The sequence below is a fragment of the Ruegeria sp. AM7 genome, assembly GCF_056535965.1.
In genome coordinates, this window is sequence record NZ_JBQFJE010000003.1 from 2,184,810 (window position 1) to 2,208,881 (window position 24,072).

Genomic DNA, 24,072 nt, shown 5'->3' on the forward strand with positions numbered 1-24,072 from the left:
GGTCCAGCGATGAACAAAGCACGCCATAACCCGCTGAATACCGCCGCGATGCACGGGGCGCTGATCATTTACACGCTGATCGCCCTGTTCCCGGTTTTTGTGATCATCATCAACAGCTTCAAATCCCGCCGCGCGATCTTCCGCGAGCCGCTGGCGCTGCCGAATGCCGACAGTTTCTCGATGATCGGCTACGAGACGGTAATGAAGCAGGGGGATTTCTTCCTCTACTTCCAGAACTCGATGATCGTCACCGTTGCATCGCTGTTCTTGATCCTGCTGTTCGGGGCCATGGCGGCCTATGCGCTGTCGGAATATCAGTTCAAGGGCAACCTGCTGATGGGGCTGTATCTGGCGCTGGGGATCATGATCCCGATCCGCATCGGCACTGTGGCGATCCTTGAGATGATGGTGGCGACCGGGCTGGTGAACACGCTTTGGGCGCTGATCCTAGTTTACACGGCGCAAGGTCTGCCGTTGGCGGTATTCATCCTGTCTGAATTCATGCGGCAGGTTAGTGACGATCTGAAGAACGCAGGCCGTATCGACGGGCTGTCGGAATACACGATCTTTTTCCGGCTGGTCCTGCCTCTGGTCCGGCCGGCGATGGCGACCGTGGCGGTGTTCAACATGATCCCGATCTGGAACGACCTGTGGTTCCCGCTGATCCTTGCCCCGGCCGAGGAAACCAAGACCCTCACGCTGGGCAGTCAGGTCTTTATCGGGCAATTCGTCACCGACTGGAACGCGGTTCTGTCGGCGCTGTCGATGGCAATCCTGCCGGTGCTGGTGCTGTACGTCATCTTCTCGCGCCAACTGATCCGCGGCATCACATCCGGAGCTGTCAAATGACCAAAGTTCTGATCGCTGGCCTTGGCAATATGGGTCTCAGCCACGCGCTGGCTCATCACCACCACGCGGACGCGCAGATCGTGGGGCTGGTGAACCGGTCGGGCCGTGTGGATCACCCCGAGCTGAGCCAATACCCCGCCTATTCGGATTTCCACACCGCACTGGCCGAGACCAAACCCGATTTGGTGGTCGTCGCCACCTATTCCGACAGCCACGCCGATTTTGCCTGCGCCGCAATGGAGGCTGGCGCGCATGTGTTTGTCGAAAAGCCGCTGGCCACCAACGTGGCCGATGCACGGCGCGTGGTCGAAACCGCCACTCGCCTGAACCGCAAACTGGTGGTCGGCTATATCCTGCGCCATCACCCCTCGTGGATGCGCCTGATTGCCGAGGCGCGCGATCTGGGTGGGCCTTACGTGTTCCGTCTGAACCTGAACCAGCAATCCTCGGGGGCGGAGTGGGAGACGCACAAGGCGCTGATGCAGACCACCTCGCCTATTGTCGATTGCGGCGTGCACTATGTCGATGTGATGTGCCAGATCACCGACGCGCAACCCGTCCGCGTGCATGGCATGGGCCTGCGTCTGTCGGACGAAATCGCCGAGGACATGTATAATTACGGCCAGTTTCAGGTGATCTTCGAGGACGGTTCCGTCGGCTGGTATGAGGCCGGATGGGGCCCGATGATGTCCGAAACCGCGTTTTTCGTGAAAGACATCGTCTCGCCCAACGGCTCGGTCTCGATCACCGACGGCAACAAGGGCGCGTCGGCGGATATCGATGGCCACACCAAGGTTGGTGGTCTACTGATCCACACGCCGGGCGGCGACCGTACCGTCGAGATGCCAGATGAGCCCGGCCATCAGGAGCTTTGTGACGCCGAGCAGGCGTATATGCTGCGCGCCATTGCAGACGATATCGACCTGACGCGCCATATGAATGACGCTGTCCAATCCCTTGCCATTTGTCTGGCCGCAGATGAAAGCATCCGCACCGGCCAGCCCGTTTCCCTGCAGGAATCCGCATCATGACCGCTCTGACCCTGACCAACGTGAACAAGTCCTTTGGCGAGGTACATGTCCTGAAAGACATCTCGCTTGAGGTCGAAGAAGGCGAATTCGTCGTCTTCGTCGGCCCCTCGGGCTGTGGCAAGTCCACCCTGCTGCGCGTAATCGCAGGGTTGGAGGATGCGTCCTCGGGTGAGATCAATATCGACGGCCAGCAGGTCAATCTGGTGCCGCCTTCGAAGCGCGGGATTGCAATGGTGTTCCAAAGCTATGCGCTCTATCCGCATCTGAACGTGCGTGGGAACATGACCTTGGCTCTGAAACAGGAAAAGCAGTCCAAAGCGGTGATCGAGGAGCGCGTCTCCACCGCCAGCCGGATGCTGAACCTTGAGGAATATCTGGATCGCTACCCATCTGAGCTGTCCGGCGGTCAGCGCCAGCGGGTTGCCATCGGGCGCGCCATCGTGCGCGAGCCGAAACTGTTCCTGTTTGACGAGCCGCTTTCGAACCTCGACGCGGCACTGCGGATGAACACGCGGATTGAGATCGCGAACCTGCACCGGGCACTGGATGCCTCGATGATCTATGTCACCCACGACCAGACCGAGGCGATGACACTGGCCGACAAGATCGTCGTGCTGCGCGATGGGCGGGTGGAGCAGATCGGCTCTCCGATGGAGCTGTATAACAACCCCGCCAACCAGTTTGTTGCGGGATTCCTTGGATCCCCTTCGATGAACTTCCTGCCCGAAAGCCTGCTGGATCAGGGATCAGACACCCTCGGCATTCGCCCCGAAGACCTGTTTCTGTCCGATGACGGCCCCCTGTCAGCGCGGGTCAGCCATGTCGAAAAGCTGGGCGGTGATACCAACGTCATTGCGACCGTTCAGAACCATTCGGTGACGGCGCGCTTGTTCGGGCAACATGCAATATCCGAAGGCCAAGACCTGCGTCTTGGGTTCGCGCCCGAAAAAGCGTATCGGTTTAATGCTGATGGGCAGCGGCTGCGTTAACCCTATCACGGCGATGTGATCAACCAATTCTGATGATTGTAAAAGCCCTGTCTGCGTCGCGCAGGCAGGGCTTCGGCGCGATTTGGCGCAATAAAAATGAATCTATTTTCAGGCCGAAATACAGCGGCTTTAATGGCGCTGTTAAGAACCTGTCACAAAGACCTCTTAAATCCCGTTCATCAACTTTCATTTTAGCCAGGAGCCATCCATGAAAGACGTCGACAACACCACACTTTCCGCAGACGACTGGGACGAGCTGCACTTCCCCCGCGCCGAGGAAAACGACTTTGACCGCGTGGTCGAAAGCGCCATTTCCCGCCGTGGTTTTCTGGCCGGTGTGGTGGCCTTCGGATCGGGCGCTGCTGCAATGGGCACAGGTCTGCTCAGCTCGACCTCGGCGCAGGCTGCTGACGCGTCGCGCTTTGCCTTCACCCCTATCGCAGCCCAGACCGATGGCACCGTTCACGTTCCCGAAGGGTACGAGTGGAAAGTTATGATGCGCTGGGGCGATCCGCTATTTTCGGATGCCGACGGCTATGACATCGCCGATGGCGGTCCGGTCGAAAAATCCGACCGTATCTTTGGTGAGAACACAGACGGGATGGAAACCTTCTCGTTCCAGGGTCACGAACTGATCGCAATCAACCACGAATACCCCAATCGCAAGATCAACCTGCCGGCCGCTGCGGAAGGTGTTCCGGCAAACGCAGACGATGTTCTGAAACTGCAGAACATCCAAGGCGTGACCGTCATGGAAATCACCGAAGGCCCTGAGGGCTGGTCGGTTGTCAAAGACAGCCCTTTCAACCGCCGTATTCATCACAACACTCCGATGAAAATCGTTGGCCCCGCAGCCGGTCATGACCTGCTGAAAACCGAGGCTGACCCGACCGGCACCACTTCGTTGGGTACCATGAACAACTGTGGTGCGGGCAAAACGCCCTGGGGCACCTATCTGACCTGCGAAGAAAACTTCAATGGCTACTTCGGTTCCTCGGACGAGAATGCATCCTACGACCAGAAGGTCGCGGACGGTATGGCGCGCTACGGTATCAAGGCCGAAAGCTGGAACGGTTACGAGTTCTTTGATCCCCGTTTCGACACATCGAAAAACCCCAACGAGCCGCACCGTGCGGGCTGGATCGTTGAAATCGACCCGACCAAACCTGACAGCACCCCTGTCAAGCACACCGGTCTGGGTCGCTTCAAACACGAAAACGCCGAGGTCACTCTGGCTGCCGACGGTCGTGTAGTTGTCTACATGGGCGACGATGAACGTGGCGAATATCTGTACAAGTTCGTCTCGAACGGCACCTATCAGCCCGGCGCTGAAACCGAGAGCCTGCTGAACGACGGCACGCTTTATGTCGCCAAGTTCAACGACGACATGAAGGGTGAATGGCTGGCCCTGACCCCGGAAACCACCGGAATGGACGATGCCGAGATTCGCATCTTTACCCGCATGGCGGCCTCCAAAGCGGGCGGCACCACCATGGACCGCCCCGAATGGGTCGCCTCCAGCCCGGTCGCGGTCGAGGCCTATTGCTGCCTGACCAACAACAAGAACCGCGGCGTCAAGCCAAACGCCGGTGGTGATGATACCTCGGTCAACGCGGCCAACCCGCGTGAAGCCAACAAGTATGGTCAGATCGTTCGCTGGCGTCCGGCCAATGACGACCACGCCGCCCAAGCGTTCGATTGGGACCTGTACGTCATGGCAGGCAACCCCACCGTGCATTCCGATGACCGCGCCGGTTCGCCCAACGTGAACGAGGGCAACCTGTTCAACTCGCCCGACGGTATGGTGATCGATTCGACCGGTCTGATCTGGATCCAGACAGACGGGAATGACGACAACGAGGAAGATTTCGCAGGCAACGGCAACAACCAGATGCTGGTTGGTGATCCCGTGACCGGTGAAATTGCACGCTTCATGACCGGCCCGAACGGCTGTGAGGTGACCGGTCTGGCGTGGTCCACAGACCTGCGTACCATGTTTGTTGGCATCCAGCACCCCGGCAGCAACTGGCCTGATGGTGGTACGCCACGCTCGTCTGTCATCGCGATCAAGCGCGCTGATAACGGTCTTGTCGGCTAACTAACGCACCAACGCCCCCGGAGTTCTTTTCGGGGGCGTTGATCTTCAGATGTCTTCGCCCTTCGGGGCAAGTGGCCCCCCGGCGTCCAGCAAATGACGTTCGGACAACCACGGGTTCAGCCTCAACGCCTGTTGCAAAGTCTCACGCGCTTCATCAACCCGCTTTAAGCCCAACAAGGTCAGCGCCTTACCGCTGATCGCAGCCACATGGTTGGGCGACAGTTCGATCGCACGGTCCAGATCAGGCAGCGCCGCCTGATAGTCCTGTCGCAGAAAATGCGCAAAGGCGCGCTGGTTATAGCCTTCAGCGTAAGAGGGACAATATTCGACCAGTTTGTCGAAATCCTCGATCGCGCCCAGCAGATCCCATTGGCTGCGGCGGGTCATCCCACGATCCAGCACGGCCTGTGCGCTGTCGTCCGGTGCGTCGGCCCAAAATTCCCACAGCTGGTTTGAAAGGATTTGCGCGGCGCGCTCATTCTCGGCTTGCTGGATTTGCGTGATGATCCCGGCAACTCCGTCAGAGTGGTCCGGCGCAGCGGGGCACCCCTCGGACTGGGCCGCAATCGTGCCCGAGACCAGAAATGCAAAAGCTGTAACGATCTGTTTCATGTCTCAATGGTGACGCGCCATACACGTTCGTCAACCCACTGCATCGATCCCGCCCGAGACGCCGGTTTCCTTCACGGCCTCCATCGCCACAAAGGTCGAGGTGCTGGCCACATGCGGCAAGGATGAGATTTTCTCGGCCAGAACCGCGCGGTATTCCGACATCGACCCGGTGCGGATTTTCAGCAGATAGTCGAAATTCGACGCGATCATATGGGCTTGCTCGATCTCGCCCACCTTCCGTACAGCGGCATTGAACTCGGCCAGTGCCTTTTCTCGGGTGTCGGTCAGGCGCACTTCTACAAAGGCCACATGATCCAGTCCAAGGCGGATCGGATCCAGCAGGGCGCGGTATCCGGTGATGATCCCGTCTGCCTCAAGTTTCTTCACACGTGCTTGAGTGGGCGATTTCGACAGCCCGATCCGCCGCGCAAGGTCCGCGACCGAGATGCGCCCATCCTCGGACAGAATCGCCAGAATGGCCCGGTCGAACCGGTCCAAGTCGGGAAAGTCCATTTGCATCGCATTTACCCCTCAAATCAGTTCAACCGACTGTGTCTTGCGAAATTTAGGGCAATCAGACCGCCAAAGCGACCCTATATTTAACCAAAGCACTGGAGGATTCATGGCACACAGCCTGCGCACCCATATTGACGCCCAAACCTATGCCGACCCGTCGGCCGTTCTGGACACCCTCATCGCGCAGGCCGATCTTAGCGACACGGATCGTGCCGCCATCTGCGCCGCCGCCGCCCAACTGGTGCGCGACATCCGCGCCAGCACCTCGCCGGGGATGATGGAGGTGTTTCTGGCCGAATATGGCCTCTCCACCGATGAAGGCGTCGCGCTGATGTGTCTGGCCGAGGCGCTGCTGCGGGTGCCTGATGCCGATACGATTGACGCGCTGATCGAGGATAAAATCGCACCCTCGGACTGGGGCAAGCATCTGGGGCAATCCTCGTCCTCGCTGGTCAATGCCTCGACTTGGGCCCTGATGCTGACGGGTAAGGTTCTGGACGAAGGCAAAGCCTCACCGGTCAGTGCCCTGCGCGGGGCGATCAAAAGGCTGGGTGAGCCGGTGATCCGCACCGCAGTGGGCCGCGCGATGAAGGAAATGGGCCGTCAGTTCGTTCTGGGCGAGACGATCCAATCCGCCATGGACCGCGCCAAAGGGATGGAAACCAAAGGCTATACCTATTCCTATGACATGCTGGGCGAGGCCGCCCGGACCGAGGCTGACGCCGCCCGCTATCACCTATCTTATTCGCGCGCGATTGCGGCCATTGCCGATGCCTGCACGCATGATGACATTCGCGCCAATCCGGGGATCTCGGTCAAGCTGTCCGCCCTGCACCCGCGCTATGAGCTGGCGCAGGAACAGCGCGTGATGGATGAGCTTGTTCCCCGCCTGCGCGCCTTGTGCCTGCTGGCCAAAGCCGCCGGGATGGGCCTGAACGTGGACGCCGAAGAGGCCGACCGCCTGTCTCTGTCGCTGCAGGTGATCGAAGAGGTGATGGCCGAGCCCGCCCTTACCGGGTGGGACGGGTTCGGGATCGTGGTGCAGGCCTACGGCCCGCGCGCCGGGGTGGTTCTGGACACGCTCTATGACATGGCGCAACGCCACGACCGCAAGCTGATGGTGCGGCTGGTGAAAGGCGCCTATTGGGACACCGAGGTCAAGCGCGCGCAGGTCGAAGGCGTCGATGGCTTCCCCGTCTTCACCCGCAAGGCGGCGACCGATATTTCCTACATCGCCAATGCGCGCAAACTGCTGGGCATGACCGATCGGATCTATCCGCAGTTCGCAACCCATAACGCCCATACGGTCAGCGCGATCCTGCATATGGCCGAGGGACAGCCGTTCGAATTCCAGCGCCTGCACGGCATGGGCGAGACGCTGCACGGGCTGGTCAAGGACCAGAACGCCACCCGCTGCCGCATCTATGCGCCGGTGGGTGCCCATCGTGACCTGCTGGCCTATCTGGTGCGGCGGTTGTTGGAAAATGGCGCGAATTCCTCCTTCGTGAACCAGATCGTCGATGAGACGGTCCCGCCCGAAGAGGTCGCCGCCGATCCCTTTGTCACGATCATCGACGCCGCCCGCCCCTTGCCCACCGGCCCCGACCTGTTCCAGCCCGAGCGCCCGAATTCGCGCGGGTTCGACCTGCAGCACACGCCCACGCTGGATCGGATCGACGCCGCGCGCGATGCCTTTCGTGCACATCACTGGTACGCGCAGCCCCTGCTGTCAGACGATGCGCGCCCCAAAGGCGATCAGCCCGTCACCAACCCCGCCCAGCCACAAGACCGCCCCGGAGCGGTCGCCCCGGCCAGTACCGCAGATGTGGAACTGGCGCTGGCCTCTTCCGCACCGTGGCAAGCCCCATCCGCCCAGCGCGCGCAGGTGCTGAACGCAGCTGCCGATCTGTATGAGGCGCATTTCGGCGAGTTGTTCGCACTGCTGGCACGCGAGGCCGGGAAGTCGCTGCCTGACGCAGTGGCAGAACTGCGCGAGGCCGTGGATTTCCTGCGCTACTACGCCGCCAATATCCCCAATGCCGACCCCGCGGGCATTTTCACCTGTATCAGCCCGTGGAACTTCCCACTGGCGATTTTCACCGGGCAGATTTCGGCAGCCTTGGCCACCGGCAATGCCGTTCTGGCCAAACCGGCACCACAGACACCTCTGATCGCACATCGGGCCGTGCAACTGCTGCACGAGGCGGGTGTGCCGCGCGATGCGCTGCAATTGCTGCCGGGTGACCCGCACGTAGGGGCCGCGCTGACATCCGATGCACGCGTGTCGGGGGTAGCTTTCACCGGCTCGACCGGCACGGCGTTAAAAATCCGCGCGGCGATGGCGGATCATCTGCAACCCGGCACGCCGCTGATCGCGGAAACCGGCGGGTTGAACGCAATGATCGTTGACAGCACCGCCCTGCCCGAACAGGCTGTGCAATCCATCATCGAAAGCGCATTCCAGTCGGCAGGTCAGCGATGCTCGGCCCTGCGGTGCCTCTATGTTCAGGAAGATATCGCCGACGATCTGCTGACAATGCTGACCGGCGCGATGGAGGCGCTGGTGGTGGGCAATCCGTGGTTGATCGCAACCGATTGCGGCCCGGTGATCGACCCGGACGCACGGCAAGGCATCGCCGAGCATATCGCACAAGCCCGCAGTGAGGGCCGGGTGCTCAAGGAACTGGCGACGCCGCCCGAGGGCACTTTTATCGCCCCCACCCTGATCGAGGTTCCCGGCATTGCGGCGCTGAAGCGGGAGATATTTGGCCCGGTGCTGCATGTGGCGCGGTTCAAAGCCTCGGATCTGGATCAGGTCATCGCCGATATCAACGCCACCGGCTATGGCCTGACCTTTGGCCTGCACACCCGCATCGACGACCGCGTGCAGCACATCACCGAGGCCGTCCACGCGGGCAATATCTATGTGAACCGCAACCAGATTGGCGCCATTGTCGGCTCGCAACCCTTTGGCGGCGAGGGACTTTCGGGCACCGGACCCAAGGCGGGCGGGCCGAACTATATGGCCCGGTTCTGTGCGCCGGATCGGCAGAACACCCGCGACACATGGGACAGCACCGCCAGTGATCTGCCCGACCCCACCGGCTTGCCAGCGCCCCAGCGCACCCAATCCCTACCCGGCCCTACCGGCGAATCCAACCGGCTCAGCGAATTCCCCCGCGCGCCGCTGCTGTGCATGGGGCCGGGTGCGGATGCCGTTCAGGCGCAGGCCCAAGCGGTCGAAGCCCATGGCGGCGCCGCGATCCGTGCGTCCGGCATGATCGACCTGCACCGACTGGAAAACATCGCGAACATCTCAGGCGTATTGTGGTGGGGCGATGAGGTCACCGCGCGGCAGATCGAGCAACATCTGGCCCGTCGCCATGGCCCGATCCTGCCGCTGATCCCCGGCCTGCCTGACCGCGCGCGGGTGCTGGGTGAACGTCACGTTTGCGTCGACACCACCGCCGCCGGAGGCAACGCCGCTCTGCTTGGGGGTGCGGCGTAACCGGACCTTGACGCTGGGCCGCGAAAAGCCCAGCGTCGCGCCATGTTTCCGATCCGTGACCATAACCCCTCGGGGCGCACACCGTATGTCGTCTATCTGCTGATGGCGGCGAATATCGTGATCTTCCTCAGCTATGTGGGGATCATGGATAACGCGCGGTTACTCAATCAACTTTACTTCGATTACGCGGTAATCCCGGCCCGTATCACGGATGGATTTGCGCTGGAAACGCTTGTGACCTCGATGTTTTTGCATGGCGGCTGGATGCATCTTGCGGGCAACATGCTGTTTCTGTGGATTTTCGGAGACAACCTTGAAGACGAAATGGGGCATCTACCCTTTCTGCTGTTTTATGTACTGGCCGGTATCGGAGCAGGGTTGATCCACGTCGTGACAGCTCCTGACTCAGTGATCCCCACGATTGGCGCGTCTGGTGCCATTGCTGGCGTCATGGGCGGGTATCTTCTGATGTTCCCCAAAGCCCGCGTCGACATCCTGTTGATCCTAGTCGTCTATTTCCGCGTATTTACTATCCCGGCCTTTGTCATGTTGGGGGTGTGGTTGGGAATGCAGTTCCTCGGCAGCCTGGCAAGCGATCCTGACAAGGGCGGTGTCGCCTATTGGGCACATACCGGTGGGTTCCTCGTCGGCCTGATCCTATGCGTCCCCTTGTGGCTAAGGCGCGGCGCGATGTCTTATTGGAACCGCACCCACGGCCACCCGCCGCACCCCGAGCACGAATACAAGCTGTCACAATCCCGCATTCCCCGCATCCCGCGCCGGTAGGTGACCACCGCTTTGCCGCGTTACCTCTTGCGCGGCGGCCTGAACCAGCGCCCCCAGTTCCGGCGCGCGTTCAGCGTTGAACCGGACCGTTGGACCAGACACCGAGATACCTGCACAAGGCTCGCCCCGGTCGTTGAATATGGCTGCTCCGATACAGGACATTCCCTGATATCGCTCCTCCCGGTCTAATGACCATCCCCGCGCGCGGGTTTGATCCAAGTCTGCCTGCAACAGGGCGTCGTCTATTAAAGTATAAGGCGTGAAGCGTTCCGATTTGGCCCCGGTCATCAATCTGGTCAGCGCGACCTCTCCCATCGCGGCCAGAATCGCCTTGCCCGTCCCCGAGGCATACATCGGCGTCCGCGCCCCCGGTGGGAAAAACGCCCGGATCGGGTTTGCTGTTTCAACCTGACCGACAAACACCACCTGCGCCCCGTCCGGGACCGCCAGATTGGCCGTTTCTCCGCTGTCTTGCATCAATCTGCGCAGGACTGGCCGCCCAATCTCGATCACACTATTACGGCGCAGGAACGAGGCCCCGGTCCGATAAGCCTCGATCCCGATCATCCACTCCTGTCGTTCTTCGTCGAAGGCCACGAACCCGTGTTTCTGCAAAGTCATCAGAATGCGGTGGGTGGTGGCCGTAGGTACACCAGTCTCACGTGCCAGATCGCTTAATGCTGCGCGCTCCAACCGGGCAGTTTCGGTCAAAACACCTAGCGCGCGATCCAGCGACTGCATCGTCCCGGCCGTGCTTTCCTTGAACAAGGACTTCGGTCTACCGCGCTGTCTTTTTGAAGATTCCATCCCATTTTCTCCGGTTTGCGCCGCCAAATTTTTTTGGCCCGTTTTTCTTTCCCAAGAAATGAAAAAAAGAAACTCAAATCAAATCAGCGCCTTAGTAATAAACTTGCAAAAATGAAAATATTTTTCAAGAAAATTGCACGGAACCGAGCATTCCCGGACACTGACCTCAAATGCGGAGGAACACGTCATGTCCAACCAAAACCCTGTTTTCATTCCCGGCCCGACTAACATCCCGGACAGGCTGCGTCTTGCAATGCAGGTCCAGACTCAGGACCATCGCGCCCCTGATTTCATCGAAACCTTTGCCCCCGTTCTTGAAGACACAAAGAAAGTTTTTGGCACCACCTCTGGTCAGGTCGTCACCTACCCCGCCAGCGGAACTGGCGGGTGGGAAGCTGCGGTGACCAATACGCTCAACCCCGGTGACAAGGTGCTGGTGGCGCGGTATGGCGTATTCAGTCACCGTTGGATCGACCTGTGCCAACGGCATGGACTGGACGTTCAGGTGATCGACTGCCCTTGGGGCAGCGGTGCCCCTGCCGAGCAGTTCGAAACCGCCCTGTCCAAGGACAATGCACACCAAATCCGTGCAGTTCTGGTGACCCATAACGAAACCGCAACCGGCGTTCGGTCGGACATCAGTGCAGTTCGGCGCGCAATAGACACCGCCAATCATCCCGCGATGTTATTCGTGGATTGTGTTAGTTCCCTAGCTTCTATGCCGTTCGAGTTTGACGAATGGGGTGTCGATATCGCAGTTTCCGGGTCGCAAAAAGGGTTCATGCTGGCAACCGGCATGGCGATCCTTTGTGTCAGCCCCAAGGCTCTGGCGGCTTCGGCAACGGCGACGCTACCGCGCACTTTCTTCGATTTTCGCGACATGATGCAAGCCAACGCGTCTGGCGGCTTTCCTTATACCCCACCGCTGCAACTGATCTACGGGATGCGAGAAAGCCTGAAAATGTTGTTCGAGGAAGGGCTTGAGAATGTCTATGCCCGCCACACCCGTCTTGCTGAAGGCATTCGGCGCGCCGTTGATGCCTGGGGCCTGCGACTGGTTGCCGAGTCGCCTGAGCTTTATTCCGACACTGTCAGCGCGATCTACGTGCCGGACGGTATCAACAGCAATGCGCTGACAGATCACGCGTTCAACGCATACGGGGTGTCATTCGGCATCGGCCTGGGCCAGCTTGACGGTAAAGCGTTTCGCATTGGTCATTTGGGTAGCCTGACGGATGCGATGGTCCTGTCCGGCCTGTCGACGATTGAGATGGCGATGGCCGATCTGCACTATCCGATCAACTTGGGCAGCGGAGTCGCCGCCGCACAGGATTTCTATCGCAAGGGGTCGCCGGACCACGCCAAGGCAGCCGCGTGAGGAGGGTTGAGATGTTGGATCATTCACAAGCCGCCAACTTGACGATCGCGGACATGCGCGCGGCGCAACGGCGGATCGCACCTCATATCAGACGCACACCGCTGATGACGTCGGACTACCTGAATGACCTGACCGGCGCGCAGTTGTTCTTTAAATGCGAGAACTTTCAGGAGGCAGGTGCTTTCAAAGTGCGCGGTGCCTGCAACGCGGTCTTCAGCCTCAGCGAAGAAGAGGCCGTCAAGGGGGTGTGCACCCATTCCAGCGGCAACCACGCGTTGTCGCTCTCATACGCTGCGGGTCGCCGGGGTATCCCGTGCAACGTCGTTATGCCCCGCACCGCGCCTCAGGCCAAGAAAGACGCGGTATGCAGGTATGGCGGTACCATTACGGAATGCGATCCTTCAACTTCATCGCGCGAGGCTACCTTTGCCGAGGTTCAGGCCCGGACAGGTGGTGAGTTCATCCACCCCTACAACGATCCGCGTGTGATCGCAGGGCAAGCCACTTGCTCGGCTGAGTTGCTGGATCAAACCGGCGGCGTTGACGCCGTTATCGCCCCGATTGGCGGCGGCGGCATGGTTTCAGGCACCTGCTTGACCGTCTCGAACCTTGCATCCGGTACAGAGATTTACGCGGCCGAACCCGAGCAGGCAGATGATGCGTTTCGGTCCTTCAAGGCTGGGTACATAATTGCCGACGACGCACCCAAGACCGTCGCTGACGGCTTGCTGGTGCCCTTGAAAGAGAACACATGGCACTTTGTCTCGAACCATGTGACGGACATTTTCACAGCCTCTGATGACGAGATCATCGCCGCTATGAAATTGACGTGGAAGCACCTTCGGGTGGTGATGGAACCATCTTCGGCGGTGCCATTGGCGGTCATCTTGAAGAACCAAGACGTGTTCCGCGGCAAACGTGTGGGCGTGATCATAACAGGCGGGAACGTCGATCTAGACAAGTTGCCATGGTTGCAAGGATGAGGAGAGAGAATATGAACAAATCCGCGAAATTTGACGATCACGAGGTCGGCTTCGACATCCCTGCCGCCATTGGGATGGACGAGCGCGATATCCAGACGCCAAGCCTGATCCTGGATCTTGATACGCTTGAACGAAATATCAAGAAGATGGGTGACTACGCCAAAGCGCACGGGATGCGGCATAGGGTGCATGGCAAAATGCACAAATCCGTGGACGTCGCCAAGCTACAAGAAGAACTGGGTGGCGCGGTCGGCGTGTGCTGTCAGAAAGTGTCCGAGGCCGAAGTCTTTGCCCGTGGTGGTATCAAAGACATCCTCGTATCCAATCAGGTGCGCGACCCAGCCAAGATTGATCGCTTGGCGCGTCTGCCCAAACTGGGTGCGCGCACAATCGTCTGCGTAGATGACGTGGACAACATCGCCGAGCTGTCGTCGGCAGCCATGCGGCACGGCACCGAGTTGGAGGTTTTTGTCGAAATCGACTGCGGCGCAGGACGTTGCGGCGTGACCTCGACCGCAGCAGTCGTTGAAATCGCCCAAGCGGTTCACGCCGCCGCAAATCTTAAGTTCACAGGAATACAGGCCTATCAGGGTGCGATGCAGCACATGGACAGTTATGAAGCCCGCAAGGAAAAACTGGACGTCGCCATCGCGATGGTCAAAGACGCGGTCGAGGGTTTGAAAGCCGAAGGGATAGACTGCGAACTGGTCTCGGGCGGAGGAACTGGGTCGTACTATTTTGAAAGCGAGTCAGGCGTTTACAATGAACTGCAATGCGGGTCTTACGCGTTCATGGATGCTGATTACGGACGCATTCTGGACAAGGACGGCAACCGGATTGACCAAGGTGAATGGGAGAACGCGCTGTTCATTCTGACCAGTGTCATGAGCCATTCCAAACCTGATATTGCAGTCTGCGATGCGGGTCTCAAAGCCCAGTCTGTCGATAGCGGCCTGCCCTTCGTATATGGGCGTGACGACGTGGAATACCTCAAATGTTCGGACGAACATGGCGTGATTGGCGACCCGGACGGGGTTTTGAAAGTCAATGACAAGCTACGGCTGGTGCCTGGTCACTGCGACCCCACTTGCAATGTCCATGACTGGTATGTCGGCGTACGCGGCGGCAAAGTCGAAGCGTTGTGGCCAGTGTCGGCGCGCGGAAAGGCGTATTAAGCGATGAGGGATGCCATGATTACTCAAGACGGACCGCTGATCGTGACCGAGGATTTATGTGCCCAACTCGTGGGCCGTCAACAAGCATTTGATGCTGTCGAGGCTGTCTTTGGCGCCATGGCCAGCGGCGGGGCGCGAAACTTTCCCGTGATCCGCGAGGCTTTGGGCCACGCAGATGCGATTTATGGGTTCAAGTCCGGGTTCGACCGCGAAGGGCAAGTGCTGGGTGTGAAGTCCGGTGGGTATTGGCCAGGGAATACAGATCGCGGCCTGACCAACCATCAATCCACAGTGTTCCTGTTCGACCCGGATACGGGGCGACTGTCGGCACTGGTTGGCGGCAACTATCTGACGGCAGTGCGCACTGCGGCGTCATCTGCTGTGTCCATCGCTCATCTGGCCCGTAAGGACGCCAAGGTTCTGGGCATGGTCGGGGCTGGCCATCAATCCACCTTTCAACTGCGCGCAGCCGCCGAGCAACGCGTGTTCGAAAAGGTCGTGGCGTGGAATCCACATCCGGACATGCTGCCTCGATTGGCCTCCGTCGCTGACGAGATCGGGTTGGAATTCGAAAGCGTCAGCCCACAGGAGTTGGGCGCACAGGCGGATGTGATCATCACCATCACCTCGGCTTTCGAGCCCCTGCTGATGAAGGAGTGGATCAAACCCGGCACCCATCTGGCCTGCATGGGCACCGACACCAAAGGAAAGCAAGAGGTCGACCCGGCACTGGTCTCTGCGGCCTCGGTCTTTACGGATGAGGTGGCGCAATCCGTCTCGATTGGTGAAGCCCAGCACGCCGTCGGCAACGGGGCTCTTACAGAGGAGGCGATTACGCCCATCGGCGCTGTGATCAATGGCGTTCATCCTGGCCGGGTTTCGGTGGATCAGATCACCTTGTTCGATGGAACAGGCGTCGGCCTGCAAGATCTGGCGGTCGCATCCGTCGCCGCACGGTTGGCTGAGGACTGCGGGTTAGCCCAACGCATTGCGTTATAAACAAAAAAGCGCGCCTCGTACGGGGCGCGCTTGCTCGGCACTGGCTAAAAAAATAGTAGTGTCCGTAAATCGTGTTGCCCCTCTTCGTTTTGGGCGTAAGCGGCCAATATTATTCGACTTTCTGAAAGGAACCGAAAATCCATCAGCACCAATTTACCCAGTTCCTCAAGCACTTTGATTTGCTGGACCCTGCGCAGATTGAAGAAGCCAGAGCTCGGATTTCCAATGTTCGCAGGAGAAAGGAAGCACTCGCTCAAATCGAGGGTGGCGGTGCTCGTGAATGTCCCCACTGCGGTAGTGGCAAGCGTCAAAAATGGGGCAAGACGCGCACGAATGTGCAGCGCTACCATTGTGGAAGCTGTAAAAAAGACCTTCAGTGGACGCATTGGCACACGAATTGCGCGCATTCATCGGCCAGGGCTGTTCTTTGATGTGTTGAAGGATATGCTGGGGCCATGCCCGCCATCATCCGTTCGCGTGCTGGCAAGACGCCTTGGTCTCAACAAACACACAGTACGGCGCTGGCGTTTGATTGCACTTTCCGCTTCTTCTGGCATAGCCGATACGGCCTTTTCAGGCATCGTTGAGGCCGACGAAACATACCAGAAGGAATCCCGCAAAGGCAGTCGTGAGTGGGTCAGACATCAGCGCGATCCTCTCAACTACCCCAAGCTTCCCAGAATGCGCTGGTATGAATACGGCAAGAAAGGGGTGCCCATGCTGCGCGGTCTCTCCAAGTGGTGGTTGCCCATTCTCACTGTTGTAGATCGTAGCGGTGCCCGCTGCTTCGAGCGCATCCCCAACCGCAATCATTCTAACATCAAGCGAGCACTGTCTCCGATGCTGGCTCCCGATGCGGTTCTCTGCACTGACGCTCATCCCGCTTATAAGGCGCTTTCAAAGGCCCAAGGCTTCGAGCACTTCATCGTTAGAAGCAAACCAGGTCAAAAGACCATGTCGGCCTCATATCACATCCAGAACGTCAATTCTCTACATTCGCGCTTCAAAGATTTTCTTCGCCCATTTCGCGGCCCAGCAACCAAGAATCTCGCAGGCTATATTCAATGGTTCCTTGCACGCGCCAATATTATTAACCCTTCGGACGCCATGCAACGGGCATTGCGGTGAGGTGCCTTCGGTTTGGATAACGATTGCGGTGATCGGCCAGGTTCAGGTTTCACGACGGATGAAGCGTATGACCCCAAGAAGGATAAGCCCGATTGGAAACCACAGGAAAACACCCAGCAAGTAAAATCCCAGCGACCAAAGCGGGTAGATGTATTCGCCGACGTCCATTCCTAAGAATAGGCATTCTTCAGGGCCTCTTGCCCATATCTTACAGCCATTGAGCCGGGCAAGTTGAGCGACGAAGAAGCCAATGAGCCAAAGGCCAGCCGGCCAAAGGACAACTATTAGGGCGAGAGATGTGGAAACCCTGTCATCCTTGTCTTCCGTGCCAACTGCGCCCGAAATCTGGTTTATCGTGTATCAAATTAGTCAAACGCCACGAAGCCACAAGATGCTATAAACAGACCAACACAATTTGAAGACACTACTTAAAAAATCAGCCCCGGATCACCTTCGAGAACTGGTCAAAGATCGGCTCATTCGAGCAGAGCACCTCGCCGTCTTCCAATACATTGCCTTCGGGGTTGATGGCTTGCACAAATCCGCCAGCCTCTTTCACGATGATGATCCCGGCTGCCACGTCCCACGCGTTCAGTCGACGTTCCCAATAGCCTTCGTAACGCCCTGCAGCGACATAAGCCAAATCCAGCGCTGCCGATCCCCAACGGCGCACGCCAGCGCAGGTGGGCATGATACGGGCCAGATCCTGCAAGGTCGCAGGCAGGTCAGAACGGCCACCAAAAGGCAAACCGGTCGCAAAGATCGATTCGATCATACGGTGACGGCCCGAAACGCGGATGCGGGTGTCGTTCATCCACGCGCCCTCGCCCTTTTCGGCAAAGAACATCTCATCCTTGGCGGGGTCATAGATCACGCCGGCAACGATCTTGCCCTTGTGTTCCAGAGCGATGGAAATCGCCCAATGCGGCAGCCCGTGCAGGAAGTTGGTGGTGCCGTCCAACGGGTCGACAATCCAGCGGCGCGTTGGGTCTTCACCCGCCTGCCCGCCGCCTTCTTCACCCAGCCAGCCATAGGTCGGGCGCGCGCCCAGCAATTCCTCTTTCAGGATCGCCTCGGCGGCGATATCGGCCTTGGAGACAAAGTCACCCGCGCCCTTCATCGAGACCTGCAGGTTCTCGACTTCGCGGAAATCCTTGACTAGAGACCGCCCCGCCTTGCGCGCGGCTTTGATCATGATGTTGAGGTTTGCACTGCCTACCATTGTCCCAAGGCTCCTGTTCGGTCAAACCGCGCGTATACTGATGCAATGCGCCCTTGCCAAGAGGCTTGATGCGCATAGCAGCCGCCCGTTTCGCGCCTATTGCGATTGCAGCTTGCGCGCCTCGGTCCCGGCCAGTTCGATCAGTTCCTGCACATAGGGTTTTTCAAGGTCTTCCGAGCGCACCGCCGCATAGAGGCTGCGGGTGATCCCGTCTTTGGTCAACGGCCGGGTCACATAGTCTGAATTGTATTTAACCTCACGTACCACCCAGTCAGGCAGCACCGAAATCCCCCGGTTCGAGGCGACCAGCAAAAGGATGACCGCTGTCAGCTCTACCTGCCGGATGGCAGCCGGTTCCACCCGCGCGGGGATCAGCAACTGGCTGAACACGTCCAACCGCGTGCGTTCGACCGGATAGGTGATCAGAGTCTGACCGCGGAAATCCTCGGCCTCAATGAAATCCTTTTGTGCCAATGGGTGGGCCGAGGCCGCAACAAACACCGCGTCATAGTCGAACAGCTTGATGAACTCGACCCCCGGTAAGTCTTCTGGGTCAGATGACACGACCAGATCGACCTCTTCCTTCTGCAGCGCGGGCAAGGCGTCAAAGGCCAGACCGGGGCGGATATCGACATCCACATCGCCCCAGGATTTACGGAAAGCCTCCAAAACCGGAAACAGCCATTCGAAACAGGCATGACACTCGATCGCGATATGCATCCGGCCCGTGCGCCCGTCACGCAGGGAAGAAAATTCGTGCTGCGTCGCTTCGACCTGCGGTAGTATCTGTTCGGCCAGCCGCAACAGGCGCAACCCCGCCGCCGACAGTTTCATCGGTTTGGAGCGGCGCAGGAACAATTCCACGCCGGCCTGATCCTCAAGCCCTTTGATCTGATGGCTCAACGCAGACTGGGTTATGTTCAGCTGATCCGCCGCGCGGGCCAACCCGCCGCATTCATGGATCGCCTTGATCGTGCGCAGGTGCCGGAATTCGATGTGCATTCAATGGAGCTCATGTTGTTCTTGAGGAATATGAGTTTGTCTCACAATGCAGGTCATGGCACAAGGCCTGCAACCAGTATTTACGAGGCCGAGATGACACAACCTGAGATTTCATTCGAATTCTTTCCGCCCCAAACGCTCGAGGCCTCGTTCCGCCTGTGGGACACCGTGCAGACGCTGGCTCCGCTGGACCCGCGCTTTGTGTCAGTCACCTATGGCGCTGGTGGCACCACGCGGGAATTGACCCGCGATGCGGTGGCGACATTGCACAAGTCTTCGGGTCTTCCCGTGGCCGCGCATTTGACGTGCGTCGATGCGACCCGCGCTGAGACCCTGCAAATAGCGGATTCCTTCGCCAAGGCAGGAGTGAAAGACATCGTGGCACTGCGTGGCGACCCCCCCAAAGGACAGGACCGGTTCGTCCCTCACCCAGACGGGTTCTCCAATTCGGTCGAACTGATCGAAGCGCTTTCGGACACCGGCGCGTTCAATATCCGCGTGGGCGCCTACCCAGACATCCACCCCGAAGCGCAATGCGCCCGCACCGATGTCGACTGGTTGAAAGCCAAGCTGGACGCTGGCGCAGACGAAGCGCTGACGCAATTCTTCTTTGAGGCCGAGACTTTTTTCCGCTTCCGCGACGCCTGCGAAAAGGCTGGGATCGACAAGCCCATCGTGCCCGGCATCCTGCCGATCGAGAACTGGAAAGGCGCGCGCAACTTTGCCAAACGTTGTGGCACACGCATTCCCGGCTGGATCGAGCAAGCATTCGACAAGGCCCTCCGGGATGACCGCGAGGATTTGCTGGCTACTGCATTGTGCACCGAACTGTGCTCGGATCTGATAGAAGGCGGTGTGGACAAACTGCATTTCTATACACTGAACCGACCGGAACTGACGCGCGATGTTTGCTTTGCCCTTGGGATCACACCAAAGCCCTCGTTGCAGAACGTGGCCTAGCGAAAGGCCGGACCATACCCGGCCAATCAAACGCAGCAATGGGAACAATCAAAATGGTCAGCGCAAGATTGTTCCCATAAACCCCCTAAAAACTCACCAAATTTGACAAAATTGCGACCGTCACAACACTAGGACATGTTGTTGTTTAGTGAGTGATTTGGGTATGGAAGCAGTTGAAAAGATCAAGGCGCGGACAGATGCTTTGTATGCGCTTGGGCTGAACCACAGTGCCAGTTCCGACGACATCCGCAACGCTTGGCGCAAGATTGCCTTCAGCGCACATCCTGACCGCGCTGACAATGATTGCTCGGATTTTGTCCGCGCCAAAGACGCTTATGATCTTCTGCGGCAAGAGGGGCTGACCACCAAGAGCTCGATGCATGGCAAGCCCAAAAGGCCCAAGCTGCGCAAACGCGTGATCCGTTTGAAAGATACCGAAGTCAGCGCCTGTCGTGATCTTCTTGCTCGGGCGTTGGCCCATTCTGGCAACATTGCGCCAACTGACGGTGCCGACCAAATCGTTGCTGACTCGGACCACATCCCCAGCGCTATCGAGTGTTTTGGTCGTAATCTGATATACTTCGTGAAATCTCCGGTTTGCAAAGGTGCGAACCGCGTTGCTTTGCCCACATCTGTTCTGGTCGGGTTTCGCAAAACGGAAACCGAAGTTCTGAATTTCCAATCCAAGAACGCAGGTGCCGGCGAAGTCGTTGTCCCTGACGAGATCATGGCCCGAAAATTTCCTGGCGCCAAAAGTGTTCGCATACGGTTCGATGCGGATCAGGCCATGCAGGATGCCTTTGAACTGGCAAGCTGAGACCTGAAATGCAAAAACCCGGCTGATGCCAGCCGGGTTTTCGTTTGTCAGATTCCAATTAGTTTGAAATCGGAGCATCCGAGGTAAATTTCGGGATAACTGCGGTCGAAGCATTCGCAGGCTCGATACCCGGCCAGTTACCTTCTGCCAGATTGATGTTACCCGGGATATCTTCCTCAAAGAAACCAACAACCACGTCCGTGATGTTCAGGTACAGCTTGTCATCAACGATGCGCCACAGGTTCGGGTTGGCCGGAACCTTGCCGCCGCGTGACACGCCATAGGCGCAATGGCCATCATATTGCGGCGCGTAGTACGCGGGATTTTCCAAGAACTTGTCGCGGTTTTCTTCGGTCGAGAATGCCCAGGTTGCGCCATTGTATTCAGCGGTGATGTCGGAACGCCCACGAACGCCCGCCGGTTGCGCCTTACCAACCGGTGACTGATCCAGGCTGCGATAGGCCACAACATCATAGCCTGAAACAGCAAAACCAGTTCCATCAACATACTGATCGCCAGCGAATGCCGGGACAGCGAATGCCAGCGTTGCTGCAAGGGTCAGGGCAAAACGTTTCATATAGGTCAATCCTCTTGTCCTCAGGTTTCAAGGTCACCCGCATTCCGGGTCTGAACAGACAATAAGCGATTTCATGGCGCAGAGCAGTCCCGCTCGCGGCGCTGTGACGTCCGATGAAGAAACGTGAGAGTATTGGCGCCGAATGTTACAAAATGAACCACAGATGCGGGGTTGGACTCGGCGCTTTGCAATATTAGCTGTTGTTGCGGACAGACAATGCACACCAGATTTGCTGAGGAAGGCAAGAAATGAGCGAGCAATCGACCTATACCCCGCCAAAGGTTTGGACTTGGGACAGTCAGAATGGCGGACAATTCGCTAATATCAACCGCCCCATTTCCGGCGCGACGCATGATAAAGACCTGCCTGTAGGACGCCATCCGTTCCAGTTGTATTCGCTGGCAACGCCAAACGGTGTCAAAGTCACGGTGATGCTGGAAGAACTGTTGGCCCTTGGCCATGAAGAGGCCGAGTATAACGCTTGGTTGATCAATATCGGCGAGGGCGATCAATTCAGTTCAGGCTTTGTCGGGGCAAACCCGAACTCAAAGATACCCGCGCTTTGGGATCGGTCGGGGGATGAACCTGTGCGCGTGTTCGAAAGCGCCTCGATCCTGTTTCATTTGGCCGAGAAATTCGACACCTTTCTGCCGAAATCCGGTCCCGAACGGACTGAGGTGATGAACTGGGTGTTCTGGCAGATGGGCAGCGCACCTTATCTGGGCGGCGGCTTCGGCCATTTCTATGCTTATGCGCCCGAGAAGTGGGAATACCCGATCAACCGGTTTGCCATGGAAACCAAGCGCCAGTTAGACGTTCTGGACAAGCAACTGGCGGAAAATGCCTATATTGCAGGCGAAGATTACAGTATCGCCGACATGGCCATCTGGCCCTGGTACGGTCAGTTGGTTCTGGGACGTCTGTATGACGCCGCCGAGTTCCTGGACGTCGAATCCTATAAAAACGTTATGCGTTGGGCCAAAGCAGTCGACGAACGCCCCGCAGTACTGCGCGGCCGCATGGTCAATCGTCCCTTCGGCGAAAAGCACATGCAGCTTCACGAACGCCACGAGGCCAGCGACTTTGAGACCCGCACTCAGGACAAACTGGAACCTGTAGCAGAATAACGCATTGGGCCTCGCAGCTTAATCTGCGGGGCCTGATTATCGCAGAATTGGTGGTTTCTCCGGGTCGCTGCCCGGTGTGATCTGTGCATATTCGGACGTCTCGGGCTGGGGCAAATCGAACCTTAGCCCAACGCGGGCCAACGCTGCAGCAGCCGGGTCGTGCGCTGCAAAAAAGCCGACATCCATGGCCCCAGCTTCGATACCCGAAAAGGTCAACGCCTCGGACGCAGCTTTGGCCAGCGCAGCCTCAGCCCCGCTCACCGCTCCGACAAAACCCAGCAGATGACCGGTGCCGCCCTCAGCCGTCTTTGTGCTGACCAGATATGCCGCCTGCGCCAGACCAACGGCTGTTGCCAGCTTGGCATCCAGGGCCGTCAACAGATCGTCGGGCAACCCAACGGGGGGCAGAAATTCGGACAGGTGTTGCTGCACTTCCTCCGGCGCGTGCTGCAAAGTCGTATCCAACCATCCAAGGGCCTCGGACGGGATAAGCATGGACGATGGCGCGACCTCAAGGTTCAGGCCCAGACCAATCCCCTGACCGGCCAGCATGTTGGATAAAATCCGCCCCGACAAAGCAACATAAGGCACGGGGCGTTCCGCAAATCGGGCAAGCCGATCTTCCCGATCGAAGGCCAGAACGAACCGGCCGTCAGCCACATCGAACAATTCAGGCGAGATGTTTTCGCCTTTCGCCTCTTCGGTCAGCAAAAGAAACAACTCACTATCCGCCAGCCGTTCAAAAAAGCGCAGCCGGGCAGCATCGTCCAGTGGGGCAGCCTCCATCGCGGAATGGGCGGCATCCAGAGCTGTTGTGTCAGTCATTCAGAACCTCTTGCACCCGCGCACGCAAGACCGGCAGAAGGTCGGCCTCGAACCAGGGGTTTTTCTTCATCCATGCCGTATTCCGCCAAGACGGATGAGGCAAGGCAAAGACGCGCGGCGCATGGTCCTGCCAGTTGCGCACCGTTTCCGTCACCGAGCTTTTGGTTCCCAGGTGATATTTATGCGCATGGCCCCCGACCAGAACCGTTAACGGCATTTCGCCCAGCGCTTGCATCACCCGGTCATGCCAGGTTTGCCCGCAGATCGGCGGTGGAGGCAGATCGGCTTTGCGCACATCATAGCCGGGAAAGCAGAATGCCATTGGCACAATCGATACTTTTGAGCGGTCATAGAATGTCGGTTCATCAAGCCCCAACCAATCCCGCAGGCGATCTCCCGAGGGGTCGGTAAAAGGGCGACCGGATTCATGAACGCGTGCGCCGGGTGCTTGCCCTGCAATCAGAACCGAAGTCCCTTTGCGGAACCAGACCACCGGTCGAGGTTCGTGCGCAGTGTGCGTGTCGGCAAACCTATCGGCGCAGATCCTGCAGGCTGCGATGTCTTTCTCGAGTGTATTCATCAGATCGCAAGGTTTCCTGCATCAAAATGAGTGACGGTTAGATCAAAGGATAGACAACGCGCCTTTGGACGCCAACAGATGGAAAAGTCACAATAGCAACAGC

General features: G+C 58.5%; 25 protein-coding genes. 15 read left to right on the forward strand and 10 right to left on the reverse strand.

Annotated features, from left to right (window positions below; genetic code table 11):
* Positions 1–9 precede the first annotated feature (9 nt).
* The 3 genes from ACR3EG_RS14835 to ACR3EG_RS14845 are packed head-to-tail and all read left to right on the forward strand — an operon-like array spanning position 10 to position 2,869.
* Positions 10–849 (forward strand): carbohydrate ABC transporter permease, encoded by an 840-nt coding sequence (locus ACR3EG_RS14835; protein WP_480496821.1) that lies wholly within the window; start codon positions 10–12, stop codon positions 847–849.
* Complete coding sequence (locus tag ACR3EG_RS14840; protein WP_480496820.1) at positions 846–1,880, forward strand: Gfo/Idh/MocA family protein; 1,035 nt, start codon at positions 846–848, stop codon at positions 1,878–1,880. Before ACR3EG_RS14835 ends, ACR3EG_RS14840 begins: the two co-directional genes overlap by 4 nt.
* Positions 1,877–2,869: an ABC transporter ATP-binding protein gene (locus tag ACR3EG_RS14845; RefSeq protein ID WP_480496819.1), complete on the forward strand. Its 993-nt coding sequence runs from the start codon at positions 1,877–1,879 to the stop codon at positions 2,867–2,869. Before ACR3EG_RS14840 ends, ACR3EG_RS14845 begins: the two co-directional genes overlap by 4 nt.
* A 19-nt stretch (positions 2,870–2,888) precedes the next feature.
* Here the strand turns inward: ACR3EG_RS14845 and ACR3EG_RS14850 are convergent, their stop codons facing one another.
* The gene (locus ACR3EG_RS14850; protein WP_480496818.1) at positions 2,889–3,059 is read right to left on the reverse strand and encodes a hypothetical protein; all 171 of its coding nucleotides are present in this window, start codon (positions 3,057–3,059) and stop codon (positions 2,889–2,891) included.
* A gap of 18 nt (positions 3,060–3,077) precedes the next feature.
* Here ACR3EG_RS14850 and ACR3EG_RS14855 point away from each other — a divergent pair, with 18 nt between their 5' ends.
* Complete coding sequence (locus ACR3EG_RS14855; protein ID WP_480496817.1) at positions 3,078–4,967, forward strand: PhoX family protein; 1,890 nt, start codon at positions 3,078–3,080, stop codon at positions 4,965–4,967.
* A 45-nt stretch (positions 4,968–5,012) separates the two neighbouring features.
* Here the strand turns inward: ACR3EG_RS14855 and ACR3EG_RS14860 are convergent, their stop codons facing one another.
* Both ACR3EG_RS14860 and ACR3EG_RS14865 read right to left on the reverse strand, forming a co-directional pair.
* Entirely contained in the window at positions 5,013–5,579 is a 567-nt protein-coding gene (locus tag ACR3EG_RS14860; RefSeq protein ID WP_170352410.1) for a tetratricopeptide repeat protein, read from the reverse strand.
* Positions 5,580–5,609: 30 nt separating this feature from the next.
* Complete coding sequence (locus ACR3EG_RS14865; protein ID WP_170753285.1) at positions 5,610–6,098, reverse strand: Lrp/AsnC family transcriptional regulator; 489 nt, start codon at positions 6,096–6,098, stop codon at positions 5,610–5,612.
* A gap of 103 nt (positions 6,099–6,201) precedes the next feature.
* On the opposite strand from ACR3EG_RS14865, the gene putA reads away from it, so the two are divergent.
* Both putA and ACR3EG_RS14875 read left to right on the forward strand, forming a co-directional pair.
* Complete coding sequence (gene putA, locus ACR3EG_RS14870; RefSeq protein ID WP_480496816.1) at positions 6,202–9,603, forward strand: bifunctional proline dehydrogenase/L-glutamate gamma-semialdehyde dehydrogenase PutA; 3,402 nt, start codon at positions 6,202–6,204, stop codon at positions 9,601–9,603.
* Between the two features lie 42 nt (positions 9,604–9,645).
* The gene (locus ACR3EG_RS14875) at positions 9,646–10,389 is read left to right on the forward strand and encodes a rhomboid family intramembrane serine protease (protein WP_353393650.1); all 744 of its coding nucleotides are present in this window, start codon (positions 9,646–9,648) and stop codon (positions 10,387–10,389) included.
* Here ACR3EG_RS14875 and ACR3EG_RS14880 read toward each other — a convergent pair.
* On the reverse strand, positions 10,354–11,196 hold the full coding sequence (locus tag ACR3EG_RS14880) for an IclR family transcriptional regulator (protein WP_480496815.1): 843 nt from the start codon (positions 11,194–11,196) through the stop codon (positions 10,354–10,356). The genes ACR3EG_RS14875 and ACR3EG_RS14880 overlap by 36 nt on opposite strands.
* A 187-nt stretch (positions 11,197–11,383) precedes the next feature.
* Here ACR3EG_RS14880 and bhcA point away from each other — a divergent pair, with 187 nt between their 5' ends.
* From bhcA to ACR3EG_RS14910, 6 genes are all read left to right on the forward strand, one after another.
* Complete coding sequence (gene bhcA / locus ACR3EG_RS14885; protein ID WP_480496814.1) at positions 11,384–12,574, forward strand: L-aspartate--glyoxylate aminotransferase BhcA; 1,191 nt, start codon at positions 11,384–11,386, stop codon at positions 12,572–12,574.
* Between the two features lie 11 nt (positions 12,575–12,585).
* Positions 12,586–13,557: a beta-hydroxyaspartate dehydratase BhcB gene (gene bhcB / locus ACR3EG_RS14890; RefSeq protein WP_480496813.1), complete on the forward strand. Its 972-nt coding sequence runs from the start codon at positions 12,586–12,588 to the stop codon at positions 13,555–13,557.
* Positions 13,558–13,568: 11 nt separating this feature from the next.
* Positions 13,569–14,732, forward strand: coding sequence for a 3-hydroxy-D-aspartate aldolase BhcC (gene bhcC, locus ACR3EG_RS14895; RefSeq protein ID WP_480496812.1), 1,164 nt, complete (start codon positions 13,569–13,571; stop codon positions 14,730–14,732).
* Positions 14,733–14,747: 15 nt separating this feature from the next.
* A complete protein-coding gene (gene bhcD / locus ACR3EG_RS14900; RefSeq protein ID WP_480496811.1) occupies positions 14,748–15,731 on the forward strand; it encodes an iminosuccinate reductase BhcD in 984 nt (327 codons plus the stop codon).
* Between the two features lie 179 nt (positions 15,732–15,910).
* Positions 15,911–16,162 carry a transposase-like zinc-binding domain-containing protein gene (locus ACR3EG_RS14905; protein WP_480496810.1) on the forward strand — a complete coding sequence of 84 codons (252 nt, stop codon included), beginning with the start codon at positions 15,911–15,913 and terminating at the stop codon, positions 16,160–16,162.
* Between the two features lie 13 nt (positions 16,163–16,175).
* Positions 16,176–16,859 carry an IS1595 family transposase gene (locus ACR3EG_RS14910; protein ID WP_480501792.1) on the forward strand — a complete coding sequence of 228 codons (684 nt, stop codon included), beginning with the start codon at positions 16,176–16,178 and terminating at the stop codon, positions 16,857–16,859.
* Between the two features lie 42 nt (positions 16,860–16,901).
* Here ACR3EG_RS14910 and ACR3EG_RS14915 read toward each other — a convergent pair whose 3' ends face one another.
* The 3 genes from ACR3EG_RS14915 to ACR3EG_RS14925 all read right to left on the reverse strand — a co-directional run bounded on the left by ACR3EG_RS14915 (position 16,902) and on the right by ACR3EG_RS14925 (position 19,083).
* The gene (locus ACR3EG_RS14915; protein WP_480496808.1) at positions 16,902–17,027 is read right to left on the reverse strand and encodes a hypothetical protein; all 126 of its coding nucleotides are present in this window, start codon (positions 17,025–17,027) and stop codon (positions 16,902–16,904) included.
* 268 nt (positions 17,028–17,295) lie between these two features.
* Complete coding sequence (locus tag ACR3EG_RS14920) at positions 17,296–18,081, reverse strand: inositol monophosphatase family protein (RefSeq protein ID WP_480496807.1); 786 nt, start codon at positions 18,079–18,081, stop codon at positions 17,296–17,298.
* A 96-nt stretch (positions 18,082–18,177) separates the two neighbouring features.
* On the reverse strand, positions 18,178–19,083 hold the full coding sequence (locus ACR3EG_RS14925) for a LysR family transcriptional regulator (RefSeq protein ID WP_170352400.1): 906 nt from the start codon (positions 19,081–19,083) through the stop codon (positions 18,178–18,180).
* Between the two features lie 93 nt (positions 19,084–19,176).
* On the opposite strand from ACR3EG_RS14925, the gene metF reads away from it, so the two are divergent.
* The gene (gene metF / locus ACR3EG_RS14930) at positions 19,177–20,043 is read left to right on the forward strand and encodes a methylenetetrahydrofolate reductase [NAD(P)H] (protein WP_480496806.1); all 867 of its coding nucleotides are present in this window, start codon (positions 19,177–19,179) and stop codon (positions 20,041–20,043) included.
* A gap of 163 nt (positions 20,044–20,206) precedes the next feature.
* Positions 20,207–20,860, forward strand: a complete 654-nt coding sequence (locus tag ACR3EG_RS14935; RefSeq protein WP_480496805.1) for a J domain-containing protein — start codon at positions 20,207–20,209, stop codon at positions 20,858–20,860.
* Between the two features lie 58 nt (positions 20,861–20,918).
* Here the strand turns inward: ACR3EG_RS14935 and ACR3EG_RS14940 are convergent, their stop codons facing one another.
* Positions 20,919–21,437: a YHS domain-containing (seleno)protein gene (locus tag ACR3EG_RS14940; protein WP_480496804.1), complete on the reverse strand. Its 519-nt coding sequence runs from the start codon at positions 21,435–21,437 to the stop codon at positions 20,919–20,921.
* A gap of 248 nt (positions 21,438–21,685) precedes the next feature.
* On the opposite strand from ACR3EG_RS14940, the gene yghU reads away from it, so the two are divergent.
* Positions 21,686–22,564, forward strand: coding sequence for a glutathione-dependent disulfide-bond oxidoreductase (yghU, locus tag ACR3EG_RS14945; RefSeq protein ID WP_480496803.1), 879 nt, complete (start codon positions 21,686–21,688; stop codon positions 22,562–22,564).
* Positions 22,565–22,600: 36 nt separating this feature from the next.
* Here yghU and ACR3EG_RS14950 read toward each other — a convergent pair whose 3' ends face one another.
* Together ACR3EG_RS14950 and ACR3EG_RS14955 are read right to left on the reverse strand one after the other, a co-directional pair.
* On the reverse strand, positions 22,601–23,389 hold the full coding sequence (locus ACR3EG_RS14950) for an SseB family protein (RefSeq protein WP_480496802.1): 789 nt from the start codon (positions 23,387–23,389) through the stop codon (positions 22,601–22,603).
* On the reverse strand, positions 23,382–23,969 hold the full coding sequence (locus ACR3EG_RS14955; protein ID WP_480496801.1) for a uracil-DNA glycosylase family protein: 588 nt from the start codon (positions 23,967–23,969) through the stop codon (positions 23,382–23,384). Before ACR3EG_RS14955 ends, ACR3EG_RS14950 begins: the two co-directional genes overlap by 8 nt.
* Between the last annotated feature and the right edge of the window lie 103 nt (positions 23,970–24,072).

Coding starts and splice junctions, on each gene's coding strand:
- ACR3EG_RS14880 (WP_480496815.1), bottom strand. CDS start 11,196: ATGGAATCTTCAAAAAGACAGCGCGGTAGACCGAAGTCCTTGTTCAAG.
- ACR3EG_RS14935 (WP_480496805.1), top strand. CDS start 20,207: ATGGAAGCAGTTGAAAAGATCAAGGCGCGGACAGATGCTTTGTATGCG.
- ACR3EG_RS14850 (WP_480496818.1), bottom strand. CDS start 3,059: ATGAAAGTTGATGAACGGGATTTAAGAGGTCTTTGTGACAGGTTCTTA.
- bhcB (WP_480496813.1), top strand. CDS start 12,586: ATGTTGGATCATTCACAAGCCGCCAACTTGACGATCGCGGACATGCGC.
- ACR3EG_RS14920 (WP_480496807.1), bottom strand. CDS start 18,081: ATGGTAGGCAGTGCAAACCTCAACATCATGATCAAAGCCGCGCGCAAG.
- ACR3EG_RS14940 (WP_480496804.1), bottom strand. CDS start 21,437: ATGAAACGTTTTGCCCTGACCCTTGCAGCAACGCTGGCATTCGCTGTC.
- metF (WP_480496806.1), top strand. CDS start 19,177: ATGACACAACCTGAGATTTCATTCGAATTCTTTCCGCCCCAAACGCTC.
- ACR3EG_RS14950 (WP_480496802.1), bottom strand. CDS start 23,389: ATGACTGACACAACAGCTCTGGATGCCGCCCATTCCGCGATGGAGGCT.
- ACR3EG_RS14835 (WP_480496821.1), top strand. CDS start 10: ATGAACAAAGCACGCCATAACCCGCTGAATACCGCCGCGATGCACGGG.
- ACR3EG_RS14875 (WP_353393650.1), top strand. CDS start 9,646: ATGTTTCCGATCCGTGACCATAACCCCTCGGGGCGCACACCGTATGTC.
- ACR3EG_RS14915 (WP_480496808.1), bottom strand. CDS start 17,027: ATGGACGTCGGCGAATACATCTACCCGCTTTGGTCGCTGGGATTTTAC.
- bhcA (WP_480496814.1), top strand. CDS start 11,384: ATGTCCAACCAAAACCCTGTTTTCATTCCCGGCCCGACTAACATCCCG.
- ACR3EG_RS14840 (WP_480496820.1), top strand. CDS start 846: ATGACCAAAGTTCTGATCGCTGGCCTTGGCAATATGGGTCTCAGCCAC.
- ACR3EG_RS14855 (WP_480496817.1), top strand. CDS start 3,078: ATGAAAGACGTCGACAACACCACACTTTCCGCAGACGACTGGGACGAG.
- ACR3EG_RS14925 (WP_170352400.1), bottom strand. CDS start 19,083: ATGCACATCGAATTCCGGCACCTGCGCACGATCAAGGCGATCCATGAA.
- ACR3EG_RS14865 (WP_170753285.1), bottom strand. CDS start 6,098: ATGCAAATGGACTTTCCCGACTTGGACCGGTTCGACCGGGCCATTCTG.
- bhcC (WP_480496812.1), top strand. CDS start 13,569: ATGAACAAATCCGCGAAATTTGACGATCACGAGGTCGGCTTCGACATC.
- yghU (WP_480496803.1), top strand. CDS start 21,686: ATGAGCGAGCAATCGACCTATACCCCGCCAAAGGTTTGGACTTGGGAC.
- ACR3EG_RS14910 (WP_480501792.1), top strand. CDS start 16,176: ATGCTGGGGCCATGCCCGCCATCATCCGTTCGCGTGCTGGCAAGACGC.
- ACR3EG_RS14955 (WP_480496801.1), bottom strand. CDS start 23,969: ATGAATACACTCGAGAAAGACATCGCAGCCTGCAGGATCTGCGCCGAT.
- putA (WP_480496816.1), top strand. CDS start 6,202: ATGGCACACAGCCTGCGCACCCATATTGACGCCCAAACCTATGCCGAC.
- ACR3EG_RS14845 (WP_480496819.1), top strand. CDS start 1,877: ATGACCGCTCTGACCCTGACCAACGTGAACAAGTCCTTTGGCGAGGTA.
- bhcD (WP_480496811.1), top strand. CDS start 14,748: ATGATTACTCAAGACGGACCGCTGATCGTGACCGAGGATTTATGTGCC.
- ACR3EG_RS14860 (WP_170352410.1), bottom strand. CDS start 5,579: ATGAAACAGATCGTTACAGCTTTTGCATTTCTGGTCTCGGGCACGATT.